18 protein-coding genes are annotated in these 18,544 nt (G+C 52.4%); 10 read left to right on the top strand and 8 right to left on the bottom strand.

Annotated features, from left to right (window positions below; all coding sequences use genetic code 11):
* Positions 1–4: 4 nt before the first annotated feature.
* The 6 genes from AC27N8_RS02345 to AC27N8_RS02320 form a co-directional block, all read right to left on the bottom strand.
* Positions 5–370: a phage tail assembly protein gene (locus AC27N8_RS02345; protein ID WP_487063559.1), complete on the bottom strand. Its 366-nt coding sequence runs from the start codon at positions 368–370 to the stop codon at positions 5–7.
* 2 nt (positions 371–372) lie between these two features.
* Positions 373–813, bottom strand: a complete 441-nt coding sequence (locus AC27N8_RS02340; protein WP_487063557.1) for a phage tail protein — start codon at positions 811–813, stop codon at positions 373–375.
* A 24-nt stretch (positions 814–837) separates the two neighbouring features.
* The gene (locus AC27N8_RS02335) at positions 838–2,805 is read right to left on the bottom strand and encodes a phage tail sheath subtilisin-like domain-containing protein (protein ID WP_487063556.1); all 1,968 of its coding nucleotides are present in this window, start codon (positions 2,803–2,805) and stop codon (positions 838–840) included.
* 61 nt (positions 2,806–2,866) lie between these two features.
* Positions 2,867–3,727 carry a Pvc16 family protein gene (locus tag AC27N8_RS02330; protein ID WP_487063554.1) on the bottom strand — a complete coding sequence of 287 codons (861 nt, stop codon included), beginning with the start codon at positions 3,725–3,727 and terminating at the stop codon, positions 2,867–2,869.
* Between the two features lie 131 nt (positions 3,728–3,858).
* Positions 3,859–6,045 carry an AAA family ATPase gene (locus tag AC27N8_RS02325; protein WP_487063552.1) on the bottom strand — a complete coding sequence of 729 codons (2,187 nt, stop codon included), beginning with the start codon at positions 6,043–6,045 and terminating at the stop codon, positions 3,859–3,861.
* Between the two features lie 516 nt (positions 6,046–6,561).
* Complete coding sequence (locus tag AC27N8_RS02320) at positions 6,562–7,026, bottom strand: MarR family winged helix-turn-helix transcriptional regulator (RefSeq protein ID WP_487063550.1); 465 nt, start codon at positions 7,024–7,026, stop codon at positions 6,562–6,564.
* A 214-nt stretch (positions 7,027–7,240) separates the two neighbouring features.
* On the opposite strand from AC27N8_RS02320, the gene AC27N8_RS02315 reads away from it, so the two are divergent.
* Positions 7,241–7,576 carry a VOC family protein gene (locus AC27N8_RS02315; RefSeq protein ID WP_487063548.1) on the top strand — a complete coding sequence of 112 codons (336 nt, stop codon included), beginning with the start codon at positions 7,241–7,243 and terminating at the stop codon, positions 7,574–7,576.
* A gap of 362 nt (positions 7,577–7,938) precedes the next feature.
* On the opposite strand, the gene AC27N8_RS02310 is transcribed toward AC27N8_RS02315, so the two are convergent.
* On the bottom strand, positions 7,939–8,394 hold the full coding sequence (locus AC27N8_RS02310; RefSeq protein WP_487063546.1) for a GNAT family N-acetyltransferase: 456 nt from the start codon (positions 8,392–8,394) through the stop codon (positions 7,939–7,941).
* Between the two features lie 273 nt (positions 8,395–8,667).
* On the opposite strand from AC27N8_RS02310, the gene AC27N8_RS02305 reads away from it, so the two are divergent.
* Positions 8,668–8,958 (top strand): hypothetical protein, encoded by a 291-nt coding sequence (locus AC27N8_RS02305; protein ID WP_487063544.1) that lies wholly within the window; start codon positions 8,668–8,670, stop codon positions 8,956–8,958.
* 34 nt (positions 8,959–8,992) lie between these two features.
* Here the strand turns inward: AC27N8_RS02305 and AC27N8_RS02300 are convergent, their stop codons facing one another.
* Positions 8,993–9,859, bottom strand: coding sequence for a manganese catalase family protein (locus AC27N8_RS02300; protein WP_487063542.1), 867 nt, complete (start codon positions 9,857–9,859; stop codon positions 8,993–8,995).
* Between the two features lie 330 nt (positions 9,860–10,189).
* Between AC27N8_RS02300 and AC27N8_RS02295 the strand changes: the two genes are divergently transcribed.
* The 8 genes from AC27N8_RS02295 to AC27N8_RS02260 all read left to right on the top strand — a co-directional run bounded on the left by AC27N8_RS02295 (position 10,190) and on the right by AC27N8_RS02260 (position 18,535).
* A complete protein-coding gene (locus AC27N8_RS02295; RefSeq protein WP_487063540.1) occupies positions 10,190–10,438 on the top strand; it encodes a hypothetical protein in 249 nt (82 codons plus the stop codon).
* An 80-nt stretch (positions 10,439–10,518) separates the two neighbouring features.
* Complete coding sequence (locus tag AC27N8_RS02290) at positions 10,519–10,764, top strand: hypothetical protein (protein ID WP_487063538.1); 246 nt, start codon at positions 10,519–10,521, stop codon at positions 10,762–10,764.
* Positions 10,765–10,841: 77 nt separating this feature from the next.
* Entirely contained in the window at positions 10,842–11,084 is a 243-nt protein-coding gene (locus tag AC27N8_RS02285; protein ID WP_487063536.1) for a hypothetical protein, read from the top strand.
* Positions 11,085–11,259: 175 nt separating this feature from the next.
* Positions 11,260–13,995, top strand: a complete 2,736-nt coding sequence (locus AC27N8_RS02280) for a class III lanthionine synthetase LanKC N-terminal domain-containing protein (RefSeq protein ID WP_487063534.1) — start codon at positions 11,260–11,262, stop codon at positions 13,993–13,995.
* Positions 13,996–14,059: 64 nt separating this feature from the next.
* Entirely contained in the window at positions 14,060–14,977 is a 918-nt protein-coding gene (locus AC27N8_RS02275; protein WP_487063532.1) for a GAF domain-containing protein, read from the top strand.
* 68 nt (positions 14,978–15,045) lie between these two features.
* Positions 15,046–15,870 carry a S8 family serine peptidase gene (locus tag AC27N8_RS02270; RefSeq protein ID WP_487063530.1) on the top strand — a complete coding sequence of 275 codons (825 nt, stop codon included), beginning with the start codon at positions 15,046–15,048 and terminating at the stop codon, positions 15,868–15,870.
* The gene (locus AC27N8_RS02265) at positions 15,863–16,891 is read left to right on the top strand and encodes a hypothetical protein (protein WP_487063527.1); all 1,029 of its coding nucleotides are present in this window, start codon (positions 15,863–15,865) and stop codon (positions 16,889–16,891) included. Before AC27N8_RS02270 ends, AC27N8_RS02265 begins: the two co-directional genes overlap by 8 nt.
* A gap of 288 nt (positions 16,892–17,179) precedes the next feature.
* Positions 17,180–18,535 (top strand): MFS transporter, encoded by a 1,356-nt coding sequence (locus AC27N8_RS02260; protein ID WP_487063525.1) that lies wholly within the window; start codon positions 17,180–17,182, stop codon positions 18,533–18,535.
* Positions 18,536–18,544: the final 9 nt, after the last annotated feature.

Here is an 18,544-nt window from a genome sequence, read left to right as displayed (position 1 = left end):
TAGCCTACGATCCCCCCAGATAGGGAACCTCGACTTCAAAGGAATGGTCGCAATGAGGGCAGCGCAGCGTGGCTTGCTGCGCTCCCAGTCCGTTGACGCGATTGTAGAGATCTTGCAAGAAGGCCAGATCTTCGGCAAAGAGACCTTCAATCACAGCGGGATTGATCTGTGTCAGCTTCCCGAGCTTAATCACTACACGCGAGAGCAGGATCACGATCAGATAGGCCGGGAGGTTTTGCACCCGCGGATCTCTCATCGGAAAGATCTCATCGGCGGCCGTCGCCAGGCGCATGACTCCCTGCTGATGCAGATTGCCCTCCTTATCAACGTACCCTTTGGGCAATGTAAACTCGTGCTCGACACTAAACATCTTTATACCCTTATAATCCCTTCATGTGATAACGTTAAGGTGTTGATCGCGATGTCATTGCCCTTGGCATTGAAGGCAGGTCCTTCCATTTTGGAAGGCCATGCTCTGAAGAAGTTCCAGCGTCCAACCTCGGTGCTGTTGGCCAGGTCGTAGATGACAATTGAGCCATTTTTGTACACCACGTTGCCATCGATGATCTGCTGACGCCAATCCCATAATTCAGTGGCATTGGTCATGCCCCACTTGAGCACAATATCGCTATAGGTTGTTTTGCCCGCCAGCTTGACGACAGTGGTATTGTTGCCGCCCTCGCGTGTCTCGATTACCTCGGTGGTGGTGCCCAATCCAGAGCATTCAATAAAACTTGCCTGAGCGATGCCATCAAGCTCTACCAGAAAGTTAAAAATGCGGAATGGATCAACCCTTTGTCCTGTCTGTGTCATGAATGAATCTCCTTTTTATGTTGCTTATGCTTCGCTGGTCTGAGATGCTCCATCCCACATCGCGATACGTACAATTACAAATTCTGCGGGCCGTACGGGAGCGATACCGATCTCAATGATGACCTGTCCCAGTTGTCGCACGGCATCGGTATTTTGTTCTTCCGAAATGTTGACATAGAAAGCATCGCTGGCTTTCTTCCCGAAGAGAGCTCCAGAGCTCCAGACACGGGTGAGGAACTCGGTCGCGGTGCGCTCGAGTTTCTTCCAGAGCGTCGGATTGTTGGGCTCGAAGACGGCCCAGCGCATTCCCTGGATGAGCGATTGCTCAACGAAGATGAAGAGGCGTCGGACATTCACGTAACGCCAGGCGACTTGATCAGGCGTGGCGGTTGTACGCGCTCCCCATACAATGGGCGGCTGACCAGGGAAGATACGCAGTACGTTGATGCCAGAGGCGTTGAGTAGACCCTGGTCCGTATCGCTGAGCAGAGTTTCCAGTCCCTGGGCACCCGTGATGAACTCGTTGGCGGGAGCCTTGTGAACTCCACGCTGGCTGTCGCTGCGAGCATAGAGGCCAGCCAGATGTCCCGAAGGTGGAACAAGTAGGGTCTCGTTGCCAGTGGGTCCCGCTGGATCGTTGACGAGAATCCAGGGATAGTAGAAGGCGGCAAAACCGCGTGAGGAGACAAGCGAGCTAACCTGCGTCGTGAGATTATTGCTGCCAAGGATGGTTGATCCCTGCGCTGCATCGAGGATCGCAAAACGGTCTCCCATTGTCTCGCAGTGGCTGACGGCGTTGGCCTGAATTGCGCTGAGCACCGTTGGAGACATCCCATCGCGTACAGAGAGGCAGACCAGCTCGACATCGTTGATGGCGGTGAGGGCGTTCAGCGCGTTCTGGTATTGTGCGGCGCTAAATGAACTCGCCTGGTCGTCAGTGCCACCTGAGAGATTGGTAGGGCTGAGCGTGGCAGGCATATTATTGGGTGGTGCCTGCGTGTTTGGTGTGGATGGCAGGGTGATATTGACCAGTGCTGAGTTGATGACACGTCCAAAGTAGTGACTGTGTCTGGAGTCCATCGAGAGATTTGAAAACTGCTCGGAGATTGATTGTTGCACGACGGTCAGCGAGAACTCGGTCGTGGTGATATTGATGGCAGTCGCTGCCGCATAGGCTTTGGTGAGCCCACTACCACTCAATGTGACAAAACTGTTGGATAGGCTATCGACAACATAGGTATCTGTAGTTGGTGGTGTCGTCTGCACGACGAAATTGATGACACTCCCTGGCTCGATACCTGTGCTATTCACAATACGGAGGGTTTTCTGATTCGCGACCAGATCGGCGATGCGCACAAATGCGGTTGATTGGTATGTGCTGCTTAGATTGCTCGCGAGGGTGATCGTGGTGCCCTGTATCTGCACGATTTGCGTTCTCTCTGTCGTCCCAGCGGAGGCGGTGTCGATGGTGATGACGTCTCCAACGCGGAATTGGTTGCCGTCACTGGCCGTTTGCAAGGTGACGGTATTGCCGGATGCAGAGGCAATACTGACACGCGCTTTCGCGACACTGGCGTTTTTTGTGCTATCGACAATCTGAGCAGCCAGCACTCCTACCTGTATATTGTTCCCGGCAGCGCTGGAGCGTTGCGCCGTCACCTGCAACGTCGCTTTTGATCCGGAGCTGGCACGATCATTGAGACTGAGCGCGGCAGTCTGGGCTGTGCCAACGCGTACCATGTAGGCGGTCGTGCCTCCATTGCTGAAGAAACCACGTACGGCGTAGGGCGTAAAGAATCTTTGGGTCGGATCGAGCGGATAATCGCCAAAGATTGTTTTAAATTGTGTCCAGTTTGTGATTCTAGTTGGCACGTTGATTGGCCCAAACAGGGCAGGTCCGATAAAGGCCGCTGTGCTGGTACCAACCCCTGCGATTGGTCCGGTGGCCGGAATCTCTTCGATAAAAACGCCTGGTGTCGTATAATTAGGCATGTTTTTCTCCTCTTAGTAATGACTTATTGCGCTATAAGGTGTATGTCATGTCTGTACTGGATCATAATGATGCAAGATGTACGTCGTAGGAACCACTTTGTGTCGGCACGTTGATGCTACTGCTTCCTTCCCGAAAACCGATTGCGCGAACCGTCAACGTGTAATTGCCCGCTGCGATATGCTCAATCAGGAAGTATCCACGCTCATCGCTGACATTGATCTGCCCGGTTTGATCTAGCCGTACCCATGCAGAGGCAATGGGGTTTGGCGGTGTATTTGCATCCCAGATTCTCCCTCCAATGCTATAGAATGGTTGATCCCCGACCAGACCAAGGCTCAATGTGGTAACCATGGGACCACTTACGATTGGCTGGTAAGGTAGTGCAATCGTGACCTTGTATTCCAATGATGGCCTGAGCTGTCCTCCGATGGCGCTCCAGAAATCGCTGGTCGCTTTACTGCTATCAGGTAGGATAGCCGTGGTATACGGCAGAGGTTCCTGTCCCGCCAGCGAGCCCTGGAGCGTTGAGATGGGCAGCAAGGGATACTTTAAGAAGACTTGCAGCGCCAGGCTGAGCAGGCTATGCTCGTCGATGGCTGGCCCTCCGCCAGGAGATTCCTGGGCTGGACTCCAGGCTGTGACGCAATAGGATAACTTGACACGCGTTGGTGCAGGGAGCCGATCAATCGTGCCGTCGACATTGCGACGCAGGATCGGCTCCAGGTTGCGTAGCTCGCGATCTTCATTGATCTCGTAGAGATAACAGTTTAATGTGCTCCTGGTCTGGGAAAGCGGCTTAAAGTTCCTATCTGGGAGCGCAAAGCTGAGATCAAAGCTGAGCGGGTTCCCAAACTCAAGCAGGAACAACTCCTCCAGCGTTTTATCGAGATCACTGATAACCGTCAGATTGTTTATAACCATTGGTCTGCTCCGGCTGGCGCGGCTCGGTCGTGCAAAGCTGAATGACCTCCGCATACAGGGCTTATCCTGTGGATTGTCCCTTTATTGTGCCAGTTCAATTCATAAGTAAAAGTTGTTGCTGCACTACAGGATCAATAGTATGTTTGAAGCAGAGGGAAATATTCTCCAAAGATCGCTTCGGTACAGGTCTTGCCCGTTTTTTGGAACTCGCGTCTGGCGGCCAGGATGAGGTGTCGCATATGGATGCACTGATCCTGATCGGCGGCGGCCAGAAATGACGCGTTCAGGACGATATTTTTGATGTTGCCTCCCGCCAGCTTGAACTGTCGGGCTAGAAAGGTAAAATCGATGTCGTCGCTGAGCGGTGCGGCGGCCGGAAAATGTCCACGCCAGATGCGGTAGCGGTAGGATTCATCCGGGAAAGGGAGCTCAATACTGAACTGCAGGCGGCGTATAAATGCTTCATCCATATTGTTGCGCAGGTTTGTCGCCAGGATGGTTATGCCTTCGTACTCCTCCATTTTCTGTAGGAGGTAACCTACCTCAATGTTGGCATAGCGATCATGTGCGTCCTGCACCTGGGAGCGCTTCCCGAAGAGGGCGTCAGCCTCGTCAAAGAAGAGGATGGCATGAGCACTTTCGGCTGCGCTGAAGATGCGGTCAAGATTTTTTTCGGTCTCTCCAATATACTTGCTCACCATTTGTGACAGGTCGATTTTGTAGAGGTCGATGGCCAGGGTGTGCGCGATGACTTCGGCGGCCATGGTTTTGCCGGTGCCGGGAAGCCCGGAGAATAACACGTTGAGCGCTTTCCCCTGGGATAGCTTGCTCTCGAAGCCCCAGCGGTCGTAGACGATATGACGGTATTGGGCCTGGTCGCAGATCTCTTTCAATTGAGCCTGTTGATCGGGCGGCAAGACGAGATCATCCCAGGTGGAGCGTGGCTCAATTTTGCGAGCCAGCGTTCCTATCTCATGGTCGGATTGCTCACGAGCGGCGCTAAACAGATCCTCTGCTGTAAGCTGTCCTCCCCGCCGGATGGCTCCGGGTGGCATGGATGCACGTGCCGCTCTCCAGTGAGTCGTCTGCCGTGCTGCCACAACGGCATTGCGGATTTGCCCTGCCGTGAGCTGATAGCGTGTCGCTAATGTATCTAATAGCCCGCTTTCTTGTACCAGCGCGTCATCACCCAACTGGAGCTGCCAGAAGCGGCGGCGCTGTGTGAACGTGGGCAGCGAAAATGGCACCGGAAGCACATCAGCAGCCCTGTAGCGACTGTGTGCTGGCAGCGGGAGGCGCGACTGAGTACCCGCGAGAATAGTTATAATCTTGCTTTCTGAGAGAGCGGTCAGCAGACTTTGCAGGCCATCTTCATGGCTATGCAGTCCATCGAGGTTCTCCAGATAGAGCATGGCATCTTGCAACCATGCCTCGCGGAATAGGCTTTTGAAGAGCTCTGTACTTTCATGAGTAGCGTTGTAGGCAGCTGGCACATCGACGATCAACAAAGGCTTGTGCAGGCGTTCAGCTAATTTCTTTGCCACATGCAACTTGCCGGTACCATGTGGTCCATGGAAAAAGAAGCGTAAGGGAGATCCTTCCCGGCGTGGCTGGCGCACGCGTGTTGTGAGCGTGTCCACTAATGCATCCGGAATGCTATCATTTGTCTGCTCGGGCCGGTGCAGTCTGGCAAAAGGAGCCAGCGCTGCTGTCACTCCTCCCTGATCCAGCAGTAGATGCACGACTTGCTCGTTGATCTTCACATAATGCGAGAGGAGCGGCGATTGAGCTTGGGAGGCATCGGGTATGAGATGTAACAGACCATACCCGATGAGAGGCTCATCCAGATCAAAGCGTGAACGATAGGCCATTCGGATTTCCGGAGTAGCACACAAGAGGTTGAGTATCAGATCAATACTCGGTCGCTTGCGGCTTACATCATCCTGCAAATACGCATACAAGCGTTCATAGCGTAGATCGATATCGGGTGCCAGAGCAATCATCAGCACGTCGATATCAAAGGAGGAGAGGTCGCACTGCTCGATAAGCCATGGCAACGATCCCAGGGAATCCTCTGGCTCCAGGCGTGATGAGCGCTGGGAGTCCTTTACGTAGAGGAGAGAGGATGCCGGTGGCGTGGTCAATAACTGCTCTACCTCGACCGGGCTGATATGCAGACCTCGAAAAAGATCTGTCGTTCTCTCTGGTCCATAGACCACTTGCGCAATCAGGCACGCCTGTTCCAGGAGATTATTCAGCCGTTGTAATGCCTTGAGGAGAGAACTCCAATCGGCCCTTTGTTTATCGTTTTGCGTCATAGCAGGAAGCGTATCCATAAGGCAACTATTTTCTTTTCCGCATGTTCTTATTTTTTATGATTTTTGTGTTGTCACACTCGTATCAAGAAAAATATGTGTATGCATAGAATATTTTTATAAACTGGTTAATGTTTGATACGTTTAGAGCAGGGATAGATCAATGTGAAAGGCTCCATTAGAAAAATTCTTCTGGAAATGTTTCTGATGTGAGTATATCTGAGAAGAGGAAGAAGTATATCCGTAGAATTACTAGAATCTACTACCTATTGCTGAGGAGTAATATTAAGCCAGAAATGAAAAGAACCTGGTAAAACTACCAGGCGACCAGGATGGCAGGCTCAAAAAACCTGTGAGATGGTCATATGACATAAACAATTCCGGGTCGGCACTCGCGGAAAAGAACGAGCAGGTGAGCGCGATATAGATCTGCCAGCGAAGGGTTTGAGGGATGGTCCAAAGCTATCCCCCAACCCTTCTTACTCATCTCGTATGAAATGAGTGTGAGTACTCCTGTTATTAGATAAGATCTTCCTGTATCATCTTTGTGCGTTCTTTCACGTTATTTGTAAAGCGTGTTAAGAAATCAGTAATAGTTTCAAGCTCTTGATCTGAGTAACCGGCGATGAGCTCACGATGCGCCTGCTGAAGACCTGCAACAAATGGCCCCGCTGTCTTTGTATATTGCTTGTCGATCTCAATCACTACGCCGCGCCTGTCATGCGGATTGGGCACACGCCTGATGAAATTGGCTTTTTCCAATCTATCAAGCATCGCCGTTGTCGAGCCAGTGGTTAGACCAGTATAACGAGCCAGTTCGGTCGGAGTAGAGGTGCCTTTGATAGATAGAAGGCTAAGGCACTCAGAATCGGTAACATTTAGTTCTAGCTTTCTGCCCATGGCGTTGCGAAATAAAATGGCGCTGATGCCATTCTCGCGAGCAGCATTCATAACTTGTTTTTCTAAATCCTGCTTTGAATTCATGATCTTACCCTCTTGACAATAGCTTTAAAATCAAGTAACTTGATTATATAACAATATTGTTGATATGGCAATTGCATGGAGCCTTGTATACAAGCAAGCGACAAGGAGCTAACGAAGGAGGTATATGAATCCTGAACTTCGGCGGATGAGTATAGTCTTTCGTTTATCTTAAGTAGCCTTCAGGCTAATAATGTCTAATTGAGGAGGAGATATTATGTCCAGTACTATTCAACTCGTGGTTTTCCCGGTCAAGGATGTAAATCAAGCTAAAAAATTTTATAATGCGTTTTTAGGAACTGAACCGTATGTCGATAGTGCATACTATGTAGGTTATAAGGTGGGTGATCAGGAAGTCGGCCTGGACCCTAACTCTACTCTAGGGCCGATTGCGTATGTAGAGGTTGAGGATATTAAGCGTAGCGTCCAGGCAATGACTGAAGCCGGTGCTGAGGTTGTTAAGGACGTTCAGGACGTTGGCAGGGGGCTGTTGATTGCACAGGTTAAAGACGCTGTCGGTAATGTGGTTGGATTCAGACAACAGCCAAAGTAGCTTTTTATACTCCGCAAGAGGCTGAGCACGTTCGCGTGCGATGTTCCTGTAACTCGTATGAGACAGCAGCATCTTGGCGAGCCACGCGAGCGTGCCTGATCATACGTCGAGTGGGACATCGCACGCGAGCGTGCGACGCTACGGTGTCCTCGCTACGCTTGACACTTGTCGCGGCGTTACCCGTTGACAGTTGTCTGCTTGATGGGTAAAATAGAGGTAGGCGGCTCATAAGATATTAACTAACGAGGAACATGAGATTTGTATCCTCAAAAAAGTCTTGATGAGCTGCCACCCAAGCCTTCTTACCTGTGCTTCCCAGCTTGCTCTTTTTCACGTGATCACTGATAGGGTCTGCTTGTAACTCAGTTGTTTAAGAGCTGCATTACGTAGCGAGGTGCATCTGCACCAAAGTACTCGGGATCGGAACGATATCTGGTATATCCTAATTTTTCGTAGAATTGTATCACGTAATGTTTATCAGGATGTACGGTAAGCAAGATTTCCTGGCAATCATGAGTATAAAGCTGCGTATGAATAGTCGTCATTAACTGCTTGCCAATTCCTCTGGACTGATATTCTTTCCTTACTCCCAGGCTTAATACCCATCCTATATGATCATTGACTGATGTGATACCTGCCAGGGCATATCCTACCACTTCTTTATCTTCTGTTTCTGCTAAATAAAATAAATTTCTGAAGAGATCGTAATATTGACGCATATTGGCAAACGTATAGCCCTGACCAAATGCACTTCTTTCGACTTCTACCAGTGCTGCAATGTCATCTACGCGTGCCAGGCGGATGATAAATTCCGGCAATTTCTAATCCTTTAGTTTTAAATACATACAGGAGTCGCATGTAATCCAGCGGTCTCTTTTAAAGAAAGAGGCCTCTAAAATAGTAAATTTCCAGGATGTCTTCCAGGAGAGATATACATTATATAGTATCTATTGGAAAGTATAAATATCATCCTGTCAACGATCATTGCACCTCACGGAGGAGGAAATCAAGCGTAGTGTTGGACGCTATGACCGTTGACAGGATGATATTAGTTACACGTATTGCTCTGTCAAAACACAGAAGGACGTTGCGTGGCAAAGGAGGATGGCCCCTTGAACCAGGCGCTCAGGCTCGCCGACGTAGCGGCGCGGCTCCGCCGTGCTGTCACTTCCCGCACGAACACGTCCCATGTGCATCTGAAAGCAACGCAGACGAGACGATCCACGGTGGGAAGATCCCGCAATGGAACCCCATGGGGAGCGTGGTCGGACGAGTCACAGACAGCACGGCGGAGCCGCGCCGCTACGTCGGTGAGCCTCTCACCCCATCGACTTCTGGAGCTGTTTTGGACACACATCACCGATACCGCATCGGCGCGATGACCGTTGACCGAGTAGTATTCATGTCACACCAGGCTTATACTAATACTTTCGGAGGGGCAGAATGTAAGGTAGCATCAGGCTTCTCCAACAATGGTGCGTTCCCCCCAATAGCCAGAGGCTCGGCCACGTACGTAAATGATCCTTTTCCATCGGGAGTTGTTCCTTTGGCCCAGCGCCCCTGTCCACTTGTTGACTCGCTGGGTTGATCGGCGTAACTCAAAAAGGCAAAGGCATACTTACCATTTTCCTTATCTTGCGGAAAGTCAGCCGGTACAGGAAGTACGTCGGTCATCTTGCCAAATTCTTCAATCGCGGCCAGCCACTGGATCTGATGCATGTGGTCACGGGCAATCATAAACGAGAGCATATCACGTACGCCGCTATCTTTCGTCATCTCATACATGCGGCAGGCCTGAAGGCGGCCCTGCATCTCGGACATGGCGTTGGCATAAAGATCTGCAACGATATTTCCGCTGGCCGTTGGATAGGCTCCACTCCAGGGATTTCCATTACTGTCAGCAGGCATGGCACTGAGTCCGGAAGCAATCAAGTGTTGTGGATTCAATCCTCCACCCAGGGCAGCATGTACGGCTGGATTGCCTTTGGCCGCTTCCTCCTGTTGTTCCGGGGACGATCCGGTAAGCAGTAGCGCGATACATGTGGATAGCATTTCAACATGGGCAATCTCTTCTGTCCCCGTTTCAAGTAGCATATCTTTCACGCGGATTAAGCGCGCATCGCCTCCATCACCACGCATCCCCCATCCCTGGAAGAGATACTGGATCATGACCGTCATTTCTCCATATTTGCCACCGAGTAATTCCTGAAGCTGACGGGCATAGACTGGATCAGGTCGATCCACACGAACCGGATATTGCAGTTTTTTGCTGATGGTGAACATATGTGCTCCTCTTTTTCGTTGTATGAAGATTGCACGCATGATGCTGGCTTGAGAAGCAAGCTGTACGTGTAATCGTGTGGTAGGGATATACCAGCGTGATATCTCCTTCCTTGCCACGGCTGCCAGGATGAAAAGTTTCATGCACCCGCTTGAGGTAAGTTAACAAGGAAGATGATTTTTTTCTGCAAACTGTTACATCGATGTAGCCAGGATGTTACATCGATGTAACCTTTTTTTGCCTTAAATCCTCTATACTCCCTATGTAAGTTGAAACTTCCCCTACGGGAAGCGCGAAAAACTATTTTTAATCAACATGAAGGAGTCCTCAAAATGGCACAATCTATCGAGCAGGTCCGCGAGGCCGCATCAAAGATCGTCACCCGCATCAGTGCAGATCCAGAATTCCGTGCGCAGGTTGTCAGTGATCCAGAAAGCACCCTTGTCGCTGCCGGGCTCCCAACCGAGGCCGTAGCCGACTTCCTGGCCGAGGAGAATGCTGCTGAAGTGAGTGGCTATTTGCTCGTCGGTGACTGCACAGTGACATGTATTCTCACCAGCTGCACCATCACCTCACTTTAAGCGTAGTAGTATCATCCGACGCACATTTGATCATCATGTTTATCGTTACATATTTTCAATTACGATGAAGGAGTTCTCACATGTCACAATCCATCGAACAGGTCCGCGAGGCCGCATCAAAGATCGTTACCCGCATCAGTGCAGATCCAGAATTCCGTGCGCAGGTTGTCAGTGATCCGGAGAATAGCCTGGTTGCAGCAGGTCTGCCAGCCGAGGCCGTGGCAGACTTCCTGGCCGAGGAAAATGCTGGTGAAGTAAGCGGTTACTTGCTGAAAGACTGTACCGTGACGTGTATTCTCACTTCGTGCACGGTCACCTCTCTTTAAGTGCGGTAACACTGTGCTACAGAAGATTTACCATGTTTATGATTGGCTGTTTTTAACGACTACGAAGGAGTCCTGACATGGCACAATCTGTTGTACTGGCCCGTGAAGCCGCAGCAAAGATTGTCACGCACATCAACGCAGATCCTCTGTTGCGCGTGCAGGTGATGCGTGATCCAGAGAAGAGCCTGGTTGCAGTTGGTCTCCCTGCGGCGGTCGCCGACTTTCTCGATGCAGAGAAAGCTGCTGAAGCGAGTAACTACCTGCTCGGCGGTCGTTGTACCGTGACTTGCATTCTCTCGTGTCTATCTTCCGCTCTCTAAGCCCAGCGGGAAACGCCTTGCTTTGGGACAGTATGTCATAGAGAGCTATCACATCTGTCCCAAAGGCACCTGGGATACACAGTTCCCTTCAAACGAAGGATAAACGGTCCTTGAAAAAGGACAATCCATAACGCGATGTCTCTCCAATCAGTTGTAAAGGCAGGGCAGAAAGAGTATGCAAGTAGAATCTCCTCCCCAGTTCCTTACCGAGCTAGCTTTGTCGTTGGACGATCCTCTGGTCCAGGTTGTCCAGGATGCCTTCCTGGATGGTTTGCTCGATCTCGATCGTTATGAGGTGACCATTAATCCAGAACAAAGAATGTGGTTGCGCTTCCGCCTACGAGGAATTGATCTGCCGGCCCAGGGATGGAAATTACATGTGTCAGCCGATCAACTCTCGGCCGAGACGGTCCTACGCAGAGTACTTCCTGTGCTGCTGAGAGAGACGATTACTTTCAAGTGTACGGAGTCGCTCCTCAAACTCGATCTCTTGAATAAAGGAGATGCCGGAGAAAGTCAGATCGGCAAGTTTATCACCATCTATCCGCGCAGCGATCAGGAAGCGGTGGAACTGGCGAGCAAGCTGGATCAGTTGACGGACGCTCTATCAGGTCCCTGTGTTCCCTCCGACCAGATGCTCCGTCCGGGTAGCCTGGTCTTTTATCGCTATGGAGGCTTTGATCAAAAGGCACACGTTCAGGAAAGCAATGGACGTGTCTGGCCAGCGATCCGGACGGCGGATCTGCAACTGATCCCCGACACACGAGCGCTGAAGTATCACGCTCCCAAGCATGTCAACGATCCCTTTCTGGCGGCGGGCGTGGCGACCAATCTGCCCAGAGCTTCACGGGTCTTAGCGCAGCGTTATCTGATTATCAGCGTGATCTCGTCGGCTATCAACCATACTATCTCGATGGCCGTCGACGTGCAGGAGCAGCGCACGTGCATCATTAAAGGATTAGGCCATGCCTGGCAAAAAGTCTTACCCGCGCATGTACGCGCCGATTTCTATCGAGAAGCGACGGCGCTGCGTGAACTGGCCCCAAATCCGCGTATCCCCAGCCTGTTCAATCTGATAGAGCAGGGCAGCGATATGGCTCTGGTGATCAGTGATGTGCCGGGCGCAACGCTGATGGAAACGATCAGCAAGCAGCGCACCTGGGGGATGCATTCGATACCACAGGTTATCAGTTGGGCACGCGATCTGGCTGCGATCCTGGAGGCGATCCATGCTAAAGGATTTGTGTATGCCGATCTGAAGCCGACCAATATCATTATCGGTCCCGATGAGAAGCTGTATTTGATCGATTTTGAGCTGGCTGATCGCCAGGGCGCTCCAGGCTTTGCCACACGCGGGACTCGTGGCTATATCTCGCCACAGCAATATGCAGGCCAGCCGCGTAGCGTCACCGATGATGTCCATAGTTTTGGAGCGCTGCTTTATTTTCTGGTGACTGGAGCCGAGTCGTCGAATGCGCCCGACGCTACTAATCTCCTGGCGCGACCGCTCGAAGTATTCTGTTCCGACATCCCCGCTGCGCTGCACGCGCTCATCATTCGCTGTCTGCAAGAAGAGCCAGCCAAACGTTATCCCACGATGCGTGCGATCCTGGCGGAGCTCGACACTATCGGCGATGATGCTGAACCTTTTGTTCCTGTACATAAAGTGGGAGTCCTGACGGATAAGGATGTCTGTACCGTGCAGGCGCGTTCCATCGCCGTAGATCTGCTGCATACCTTGAGTGCGACCGCACAGGTAGCGCATGATGGTCAGGGCGTGATCTGGAAGACAGCGCATCCTCTGGCGAACAACTTTGCTTTGCGAGACGTCAATGTCGGACAGGCTGGAACCGTGCTGGCATTTGCTGGACTGCTCTCTCAGCTTGATGAGCCTGGGATGCACGAGCGTCTGGCGAGGAGCGCGACTAGCTTACGCTTGATGCCTCCTCATAGTGATCCTCCTCTGCCGGGGCTCTATGTCGGCGAGGCGGGCGTCGGAGCTGCTCTGCTGTTCGCGGGCCAGGTGCTCGATGATGCGGCGTTGATTGCCGCCGCTGCTGAGCGCGGACACTGTATCGCCTCACTGCCTCATTCATCACCCGATATCATGCACGGCACGGCTGGTCGGCTGGTCTTTCATCTGCTCCTCTGGGATGAGACGCATGAGCTGGAGCATCTCAATGCCGCTCTGGCCTGTGGTGAGCATCTGTTGCATACGGCTCAGGAGCGTGAGCCCGGCGAGTTTTGCTGGACTATCCCTGATAGCTATGAAGGTTTCAGTCAGCAAGCCTATCCAGGCTACGCGCACGGTGTGGCGGGCATCGCCGATGCGTTGCTCGATCTTTTTGAGGCGACCGGTGATGAGCGTTTCGTGCCGCTGATCCAGGGAGCCGCACGCTGGCTACAGCGCTTGGCGATTCCCGTGCTGGCCGATAAAAGTGGACTAAGCTGGCCCGCTAACGAAGATCAAGACAGTCCCTTTTTTGCCTTCTGGTGTCACGGCTCGACAGGCATTGGACGCTTCTTCCTCCATGCGAGTCGACATGCCTGGCTAGCGGGAACACGCGAGACGGCATTACGTGCGGCCAGTGCGGTCATTCAATTGACGAAGTATGGTGGACCGACGCTGTGTCATGGCCTGGCCGGCAGTATCGATTTCTTGCTGGATGTGTATCAGGAGACGCATGATCCATTTTATCTGGCGGAGGCGCGCATCTTCGGCAAGCTGCTGGAAGCCTTCTCAACCGAGCAGACAGGGAAGCGGGTCTTTTATTCGGATCAGTTGGGGATTGTTTCTCCCGACTATCAGGTAGGCTACGCAGGCATCGCGATCACCTTCTTGCGCCTGAGCGCTCCCGATCGCCTGCCGAGTCAGTTAAGTCGAGCGGGTTTTCGTGCGTACAAAATGTAGAGAGCGGCAATGAGTAGTGACAATCACTGTGATTATCAGACGCGCATAGCAGGAGAGGAGACGTATGGATTCATCATCCCCACAAGATCAGAACACATCTGATTCCGTGCTGCAAGAACTGCTTGGACAACAAAAGAGAGAAATTGAGCAGTTGCACCATCAGTTAAAACAGGAGCAGTTTGCCGAGGATCTACGGAAATTGCTCATGAGCTCAGCGGCGATTGGATTGGTGCTATCGCCTTTTAGTCGCTCGCACCTGTTGGAAATGATTGTACAGACGGCGGCCCAGTTCATTGGAGCGCGTTCCAGTTCGCTCTTCCTGATCGATGAAGCGGCAGGCGATCTTGTCTTTGAGGTAGCGATTGGACCGGCCTCCAAGGATGTGAAGAAGTTTCGTGTCCCGCTTGGACACGGTATCGCCGGCCTGGTCGCGGTGACCGGGCAGCCGATGGCGATTACCAATGCCCAGCAGGATGCCCGTCTGGCAACCGATATCGCCTTTGCAGTGAACTACGTCCCTGAAAGTATCCTCTGTGTGCCGCTCTTCTACGACGATCGGGTGATTGGCGTGCTCGAATTGCTGGATAAAGAGGCCAGCACTTCCTTCAGTCCCGACGATATGGATATCTCAGGACAATTTGCCAATATCGCTGCCGTGGCCATTGCGCAATCGAGCGCCTTCCTTGATCAGCAGACGTTTTTCCAGTCGATGATCCGCTCGTTTGGCGAGGATGATAACGAGCGTCGACAAACGCTCTATCGGGACGCCGCGATCTTTACCAATTGGGCCGATACGACCGATATGTTGAGCACGAAAGCGCGTGAGTTAGCGCTCTCGGTCCACGAGTTGATCCTGGATGGCGAGCAGAGCTGTGATCTCTGCCTCAATGCCCTCCAAGGGATGATCTCCCGCGTGCGCGAGCGCAAGAAATTACAGGCCAGTCTCACCGATTTCAGTTCGTTGTCGCTGGCATCGAGATAGTGAGAAGTTGTAGATAGCAAGCCGATAGATGTCATGCATAGCAAGAGAGTAGGAAAGAGAACAAGGATATGGGTACGCAAAAGCCCGCCTGGAGCTGGCAATTTACCTCCGATGCGCGGGTCATGCTGCCACCCAGCGCTCTCATCGATGCTATCACCTGGAGCCGCGCCTGTGGCGAGGGGACAGGGAAGGGAGTAAAAGTAGCGATCATCGATAGCGGTATCGACGAGACGCATCCCGGCGTCCTGGGACCGATCCAGGGCCAGGTCGCCATCGATGAACAACCCGAGGGTTTCGTCTATGCGACGGAACCTCATAGCGATATTTCGGGACATGGGACAGCATGCGCCAGCGTGATCCGTGCTCTGGCTCCAGAGTGCGAACTGTATAGTGTCCGCGTGCTCGGCAAATGGTCGATGGGACGCGGCGCGATCTTTCTCGCTGGTCTGCGCTGGGCGATCGAGAATGGGATGCATGTCTGCAATTTGAGCCTGGGCACCACCAAAAAGGAGTTCTTTGGTACGCTCCATGAGTTGGTCGATATGGCGTATTTTCAGCGTATCCCGCTGGTCACCGCCGCCAACAACATGCCTATCCCAAGTTTTCCATCGATGTATGCGTCGGTCATCTCGGTTGCGGCACATGAAGGAACCGATCCGCACTGCTTCTACTATAATCCCAATCCGCCGGTAGAATTTGGCGCGCCGGGCATCGACGTCAAAGTAGCGTGGCTCAATCAGCAGTGGATTACGGCGACCGGGAACAGTTTTGCTGCACCGCATATTACAGGGATCATCGCAAAAATTCTATCCTGTCATCCGGAGTTGACACCCTTTCAGGTCAAAACGGTCCTGCGAGCGCTTGCAAGTAATCAGGAGGTTTCACATGGATAGCCTGGCACAAAAGTTGAGTACTCTTCGCGTTGCCTATATGACCGGTCGGACGAAACCAGCTGTTTGGACCTCCGATCTGGATGCGCAGCAAAACCTTGAGCTGGAATGGACATCGGCGGTTACGGCCGAGGATGAGGTTGTGTTGCAGCAATGTAATCGCTATCGTGCGGCGGCACTCAAGGCGGCACGCGAGGGCAAGCTGGCGATCGCTGATTATCTATTTACCACGATCGATAACATCCTCGACACGCAGGAACTTTCTCCTGTTGCCACCTTGATTGCTCAATCGGCACATCAGGCGGCGGTCGCCTATTTTGATTATCGACGCCAGGACTTTGAGCGTGGAACGGCTCGCATCTATCGAGCTTTAGCCATCGATGAGACCCTGGAAAACACGTATGGATATACACAGTATCATATCCATCGTATTCGCCTGCTGCTCAATCTCGTGCGACTCAAAAGACGTCAGGGAGAACATGCAGAGGCGTTGCAGATGAGTATCGCTCTGATCGATTATCTGGAACAACATATTTCAGTCCTACCTTTTCCTACCGCCTGGGATGCCAGTCGCCTGGCATCGCTCCCGCCACTTCCCAGAAATTTCTTGTTTGAATTAACCATCGTTGAAATTATTTTTCTGGTTGCCGGTCAGGATGATCCATCTCATCGGCTCACCTATGATCTCAGCGCACACGTATCTGAGCGGGAGGACGAGCACTGCTCGCTTAGCCCGCGTGCGCACCGCTGGCTCCAGACGCGACAGGCTCTGCAAGCCGGCGATATGGCTCGTTATCTGGATCTCGTCCAGCCGATGCTGGCAGAGGGGGCGGGCGATATTGTCTTCCTCTGGTACGGGATCTTGATTGATCTGGTCAGTGTCTGCCAGCAACTGGCGCTGCCCGAAGCCGCTTATCTGATGCAGGATATCAGCGCCGATATGGCAAGCTGGCAATGGTCACGACTGCCGGCTAGCTGGCAACACATCTTTGAAATGCTCAAGCACGAAATGATCGTAATGTAGCACAGGAGATATGCCTTCGCCGTAGGTGCTTATGCCAGCCGACGTAGCGGCGCGGCTCCACCGTGCTGTCAGTAGCTCGTATGAAACGGCTCATGTTCGTCTCTCGAGGGAAGGCCGTCGCAATGGTGCCCCATGAGGAGCATGATCGTGCGGGACGTGACAGCACGGCGGAGCCGCGCCGCTACGTCGGCAAGCATTTGCGCCGGGGGGGAAGGGCATTTCATGCGTCTGTTTGTATTATTTCGCACAGGATATAAAAATCCTGTGCTACAGGAAGGATGACTCTCATTGAGCACGGTTGTCGCAGAGAAGCCACTTGTCGATAAAAAGAAAGTGCCTTTTTATATTAATCGCAACTACGCCTTTTTATGGGGTGGGCAAGCCATCTCCAATCTGGGTGATTTAATCTTTGATACTACGCTCACCCTTTGGATTGCTACCGTGATTGCCAGAGAACAATCCTGGGCTCCATTGGCGATCGGTGCCGCTGTCCTATGCATGTCGCTGCCTACGTTTGTCGTTGGGCCGCTGGCCGGTGTCTTTGTCGATCGCTGGGATAAGCGCAAGACGATGATCTCTATGGATATCATTCGTGCTGTGCTGGTGGGATTTTTGATCCTTGTTGCTGTGCCGCTACCTTTCCTGGCTGGAGGGCATGTGCCAGTTCTGGGACAACTCATCGCGATCTATGTGGTGATTGTGCTGACTACTACCTGCTCCCTGTTCTTTAATCCTGCGCGTATGACGATTATCCAGGATGTGGTCGAAGGACCCGAGTTGGAGCGGGCGAGCGGCGTGGCTTTGTTCACGCAAAACATTTCGCGCATCATTGGACCATCCATCGCGGCTCCATTGCTCTTTGTGCTCGGACTCCAATGGGCGCTGCTGATCAATGCGCTCTCATTTGTTGTCTCGGCCTACGCGGTGAAGTGGGTGCGCATCTCGGAGCAGAAGAAGACTGCTCAAGAGCAGAAGCGGGGCGGCTTCTGGCATGAGATGAATGAGGGATTACTCTTTTTGCTCAAGAACCGTCTTCTGCTGGTGATCCTGATCGCGCTCTCACTGATCCTGATCGGCGAATCGGCGGAACAGACGCTGGGCGTCTTCTTTATGCTCTCCAATTTGCATATTCCAACGGAGTTCTATGGTCTGATCGGGACGGTCGGTGGGGTCGGAGGGATTCTGGGAGCGTTGGGAGCATCCTATGCCGCCAGGAAACTTGGGGCTGTGCGCTCCTTCTGGATCGGCGTGACTCTCTTCGGTATCCTGTTCTTTTTCTTTTCGCGCATGACATCGTTTATTCCAGCGCTGGGGATTATCTTCCTGGTTGGCTTCCCTGTCGCGATTGCGAATATCGCTCTGGGTCCGTTGCTGTTGCGCACGATTCCACGCGAATTGCTGGGACGCGTGATCGCTGTCTTTACGACCTGCACCAGCGTAATCTCGATCATCGCTGTCAGTGCCGTTAGCACGCTGGCGAGTGCGCTGAATACCTTCCATGCTAACCTGTGGGGCGTTGCGTTTGGACCGTATGACACGATCTTTGCGGTCTGCGGCTTGCTCACCACGATTGTGGGACTTGGTGTCGCGCTGGCTATGCGAGGAGTCACCGTCAGTGTGCCCGGGAGTCAAGAACAAAGTTGAATGCCATAC

It is taken from the genome of Dictyobacter sp. Z7_2, from assembly GCF_057551105.1.
The sequence above is the reverse complement of the archived record's forward strand: the minus strand, read 5'-3'. Positions and strand labels throughout refer to the sequence as shown.

Coding starts and splice junctions, on each gene's coding strand:
- AC27N8_RS02280 (WP_487063534.1), top strand. CDS start 11,260: ATGCAAGTAGAATCTCCTCCCCAGTTCCTTACCGAGCTAGCTTTGTCG.
- AC27N8_RS02345 (WP_487063559.1), bottom strand. CDS start 370: ATGTTTAGTGTCGAGCACGAGTTTACATTGCCCAAAGGGTACGTTGAT.
- AC27N8_RS02300 (WP_487063542.1), bottom strand. CDS start 9,859: ATGTTCACCATCAGCAAAAAACTGCAATATCCGGTTCGTGTGGATCGA.
- AC27N8_RS02295 (WP_487063540.1), top strand. CDS start 10,190: ATGGCACAATCTATCGAGCAGGTCCGCGAGGCCGCATCAAAGATCGTC.
- AC27N8_RS02330 (WP_487063554.1), bottom strand. CDS start 3,727: ATGGTTATAAACAATCTGACGGTTATCAGTGATCTCGATAAAACGCTG.
- AC27N8_RS02265 (WP_487063527.1), top strand. CDS start 15,863: ATGGATAGCCTGGCACAAAAGTTGAGTACTCTTCGCGTTGCCTATATG.
- AC27N8_RS02290 (WP_487063538.1), top strand. CDS start 10,519: ATGTCACAATCCATCGAACAGGTCCGCGAGGCCGCATCAAAGATCGTT.
- AC27N8_RS02340 (WP_487063557.1), bottom strand. CDS start 813: ATGACACAGACAGGACAAAGGGTTGATCCATTCCGCATTTTTAACTTT.
- AC27N8_RS02270 (WP_487063530.1), top strand. CDS start 15,046: ATGGGTACGCAAAAGCCCGCCTGGAGCTGGCAATTTACCTCCGATGCG.
- AC27N8_RS02275 (WP_487063532.1), top strand. CDS start 14,060: ATGGATTCATCATCCCCACAAGATCAGAACACATCTGATTCCGTGCTG.
- AC27N8_RS02325 (WP_487063552.1), bottom strand. CDS start 6,045: ATGACGCAAAACGATAAACAAAGGGCCGATTGGAGTTCTCTCCTCAAG.
- AC27N8_RS02335 (WP_487063556.1), bottom strand. CDS start 2,805: ATGCCTAATTATACGACACCAGGCGTTTTTATCGAAGAGATTCCGGCC.
- AC27N8_RS02320 (WP_487063550.1), bottom strand. CDS start 7,026: ATGAATTCAAAGCAGGATTTAGAAAAACAAGTTATGAATGCTGCTCGC.
- AC27N8_RS02285 (WP_487063536.1), top strand. CDS start 10,842: ATGGCACAATCTGTTGTACTGGCCCGTGAAGCCGCAGCAAAGATTGTC.
- AC27N8_RS02315 (WP_487063548.1), top strand. CDS start 7,241: ATGTCCAGTACTATTCAACTCGTGGTTTTCCCGGTCAAGGATGTAAAT.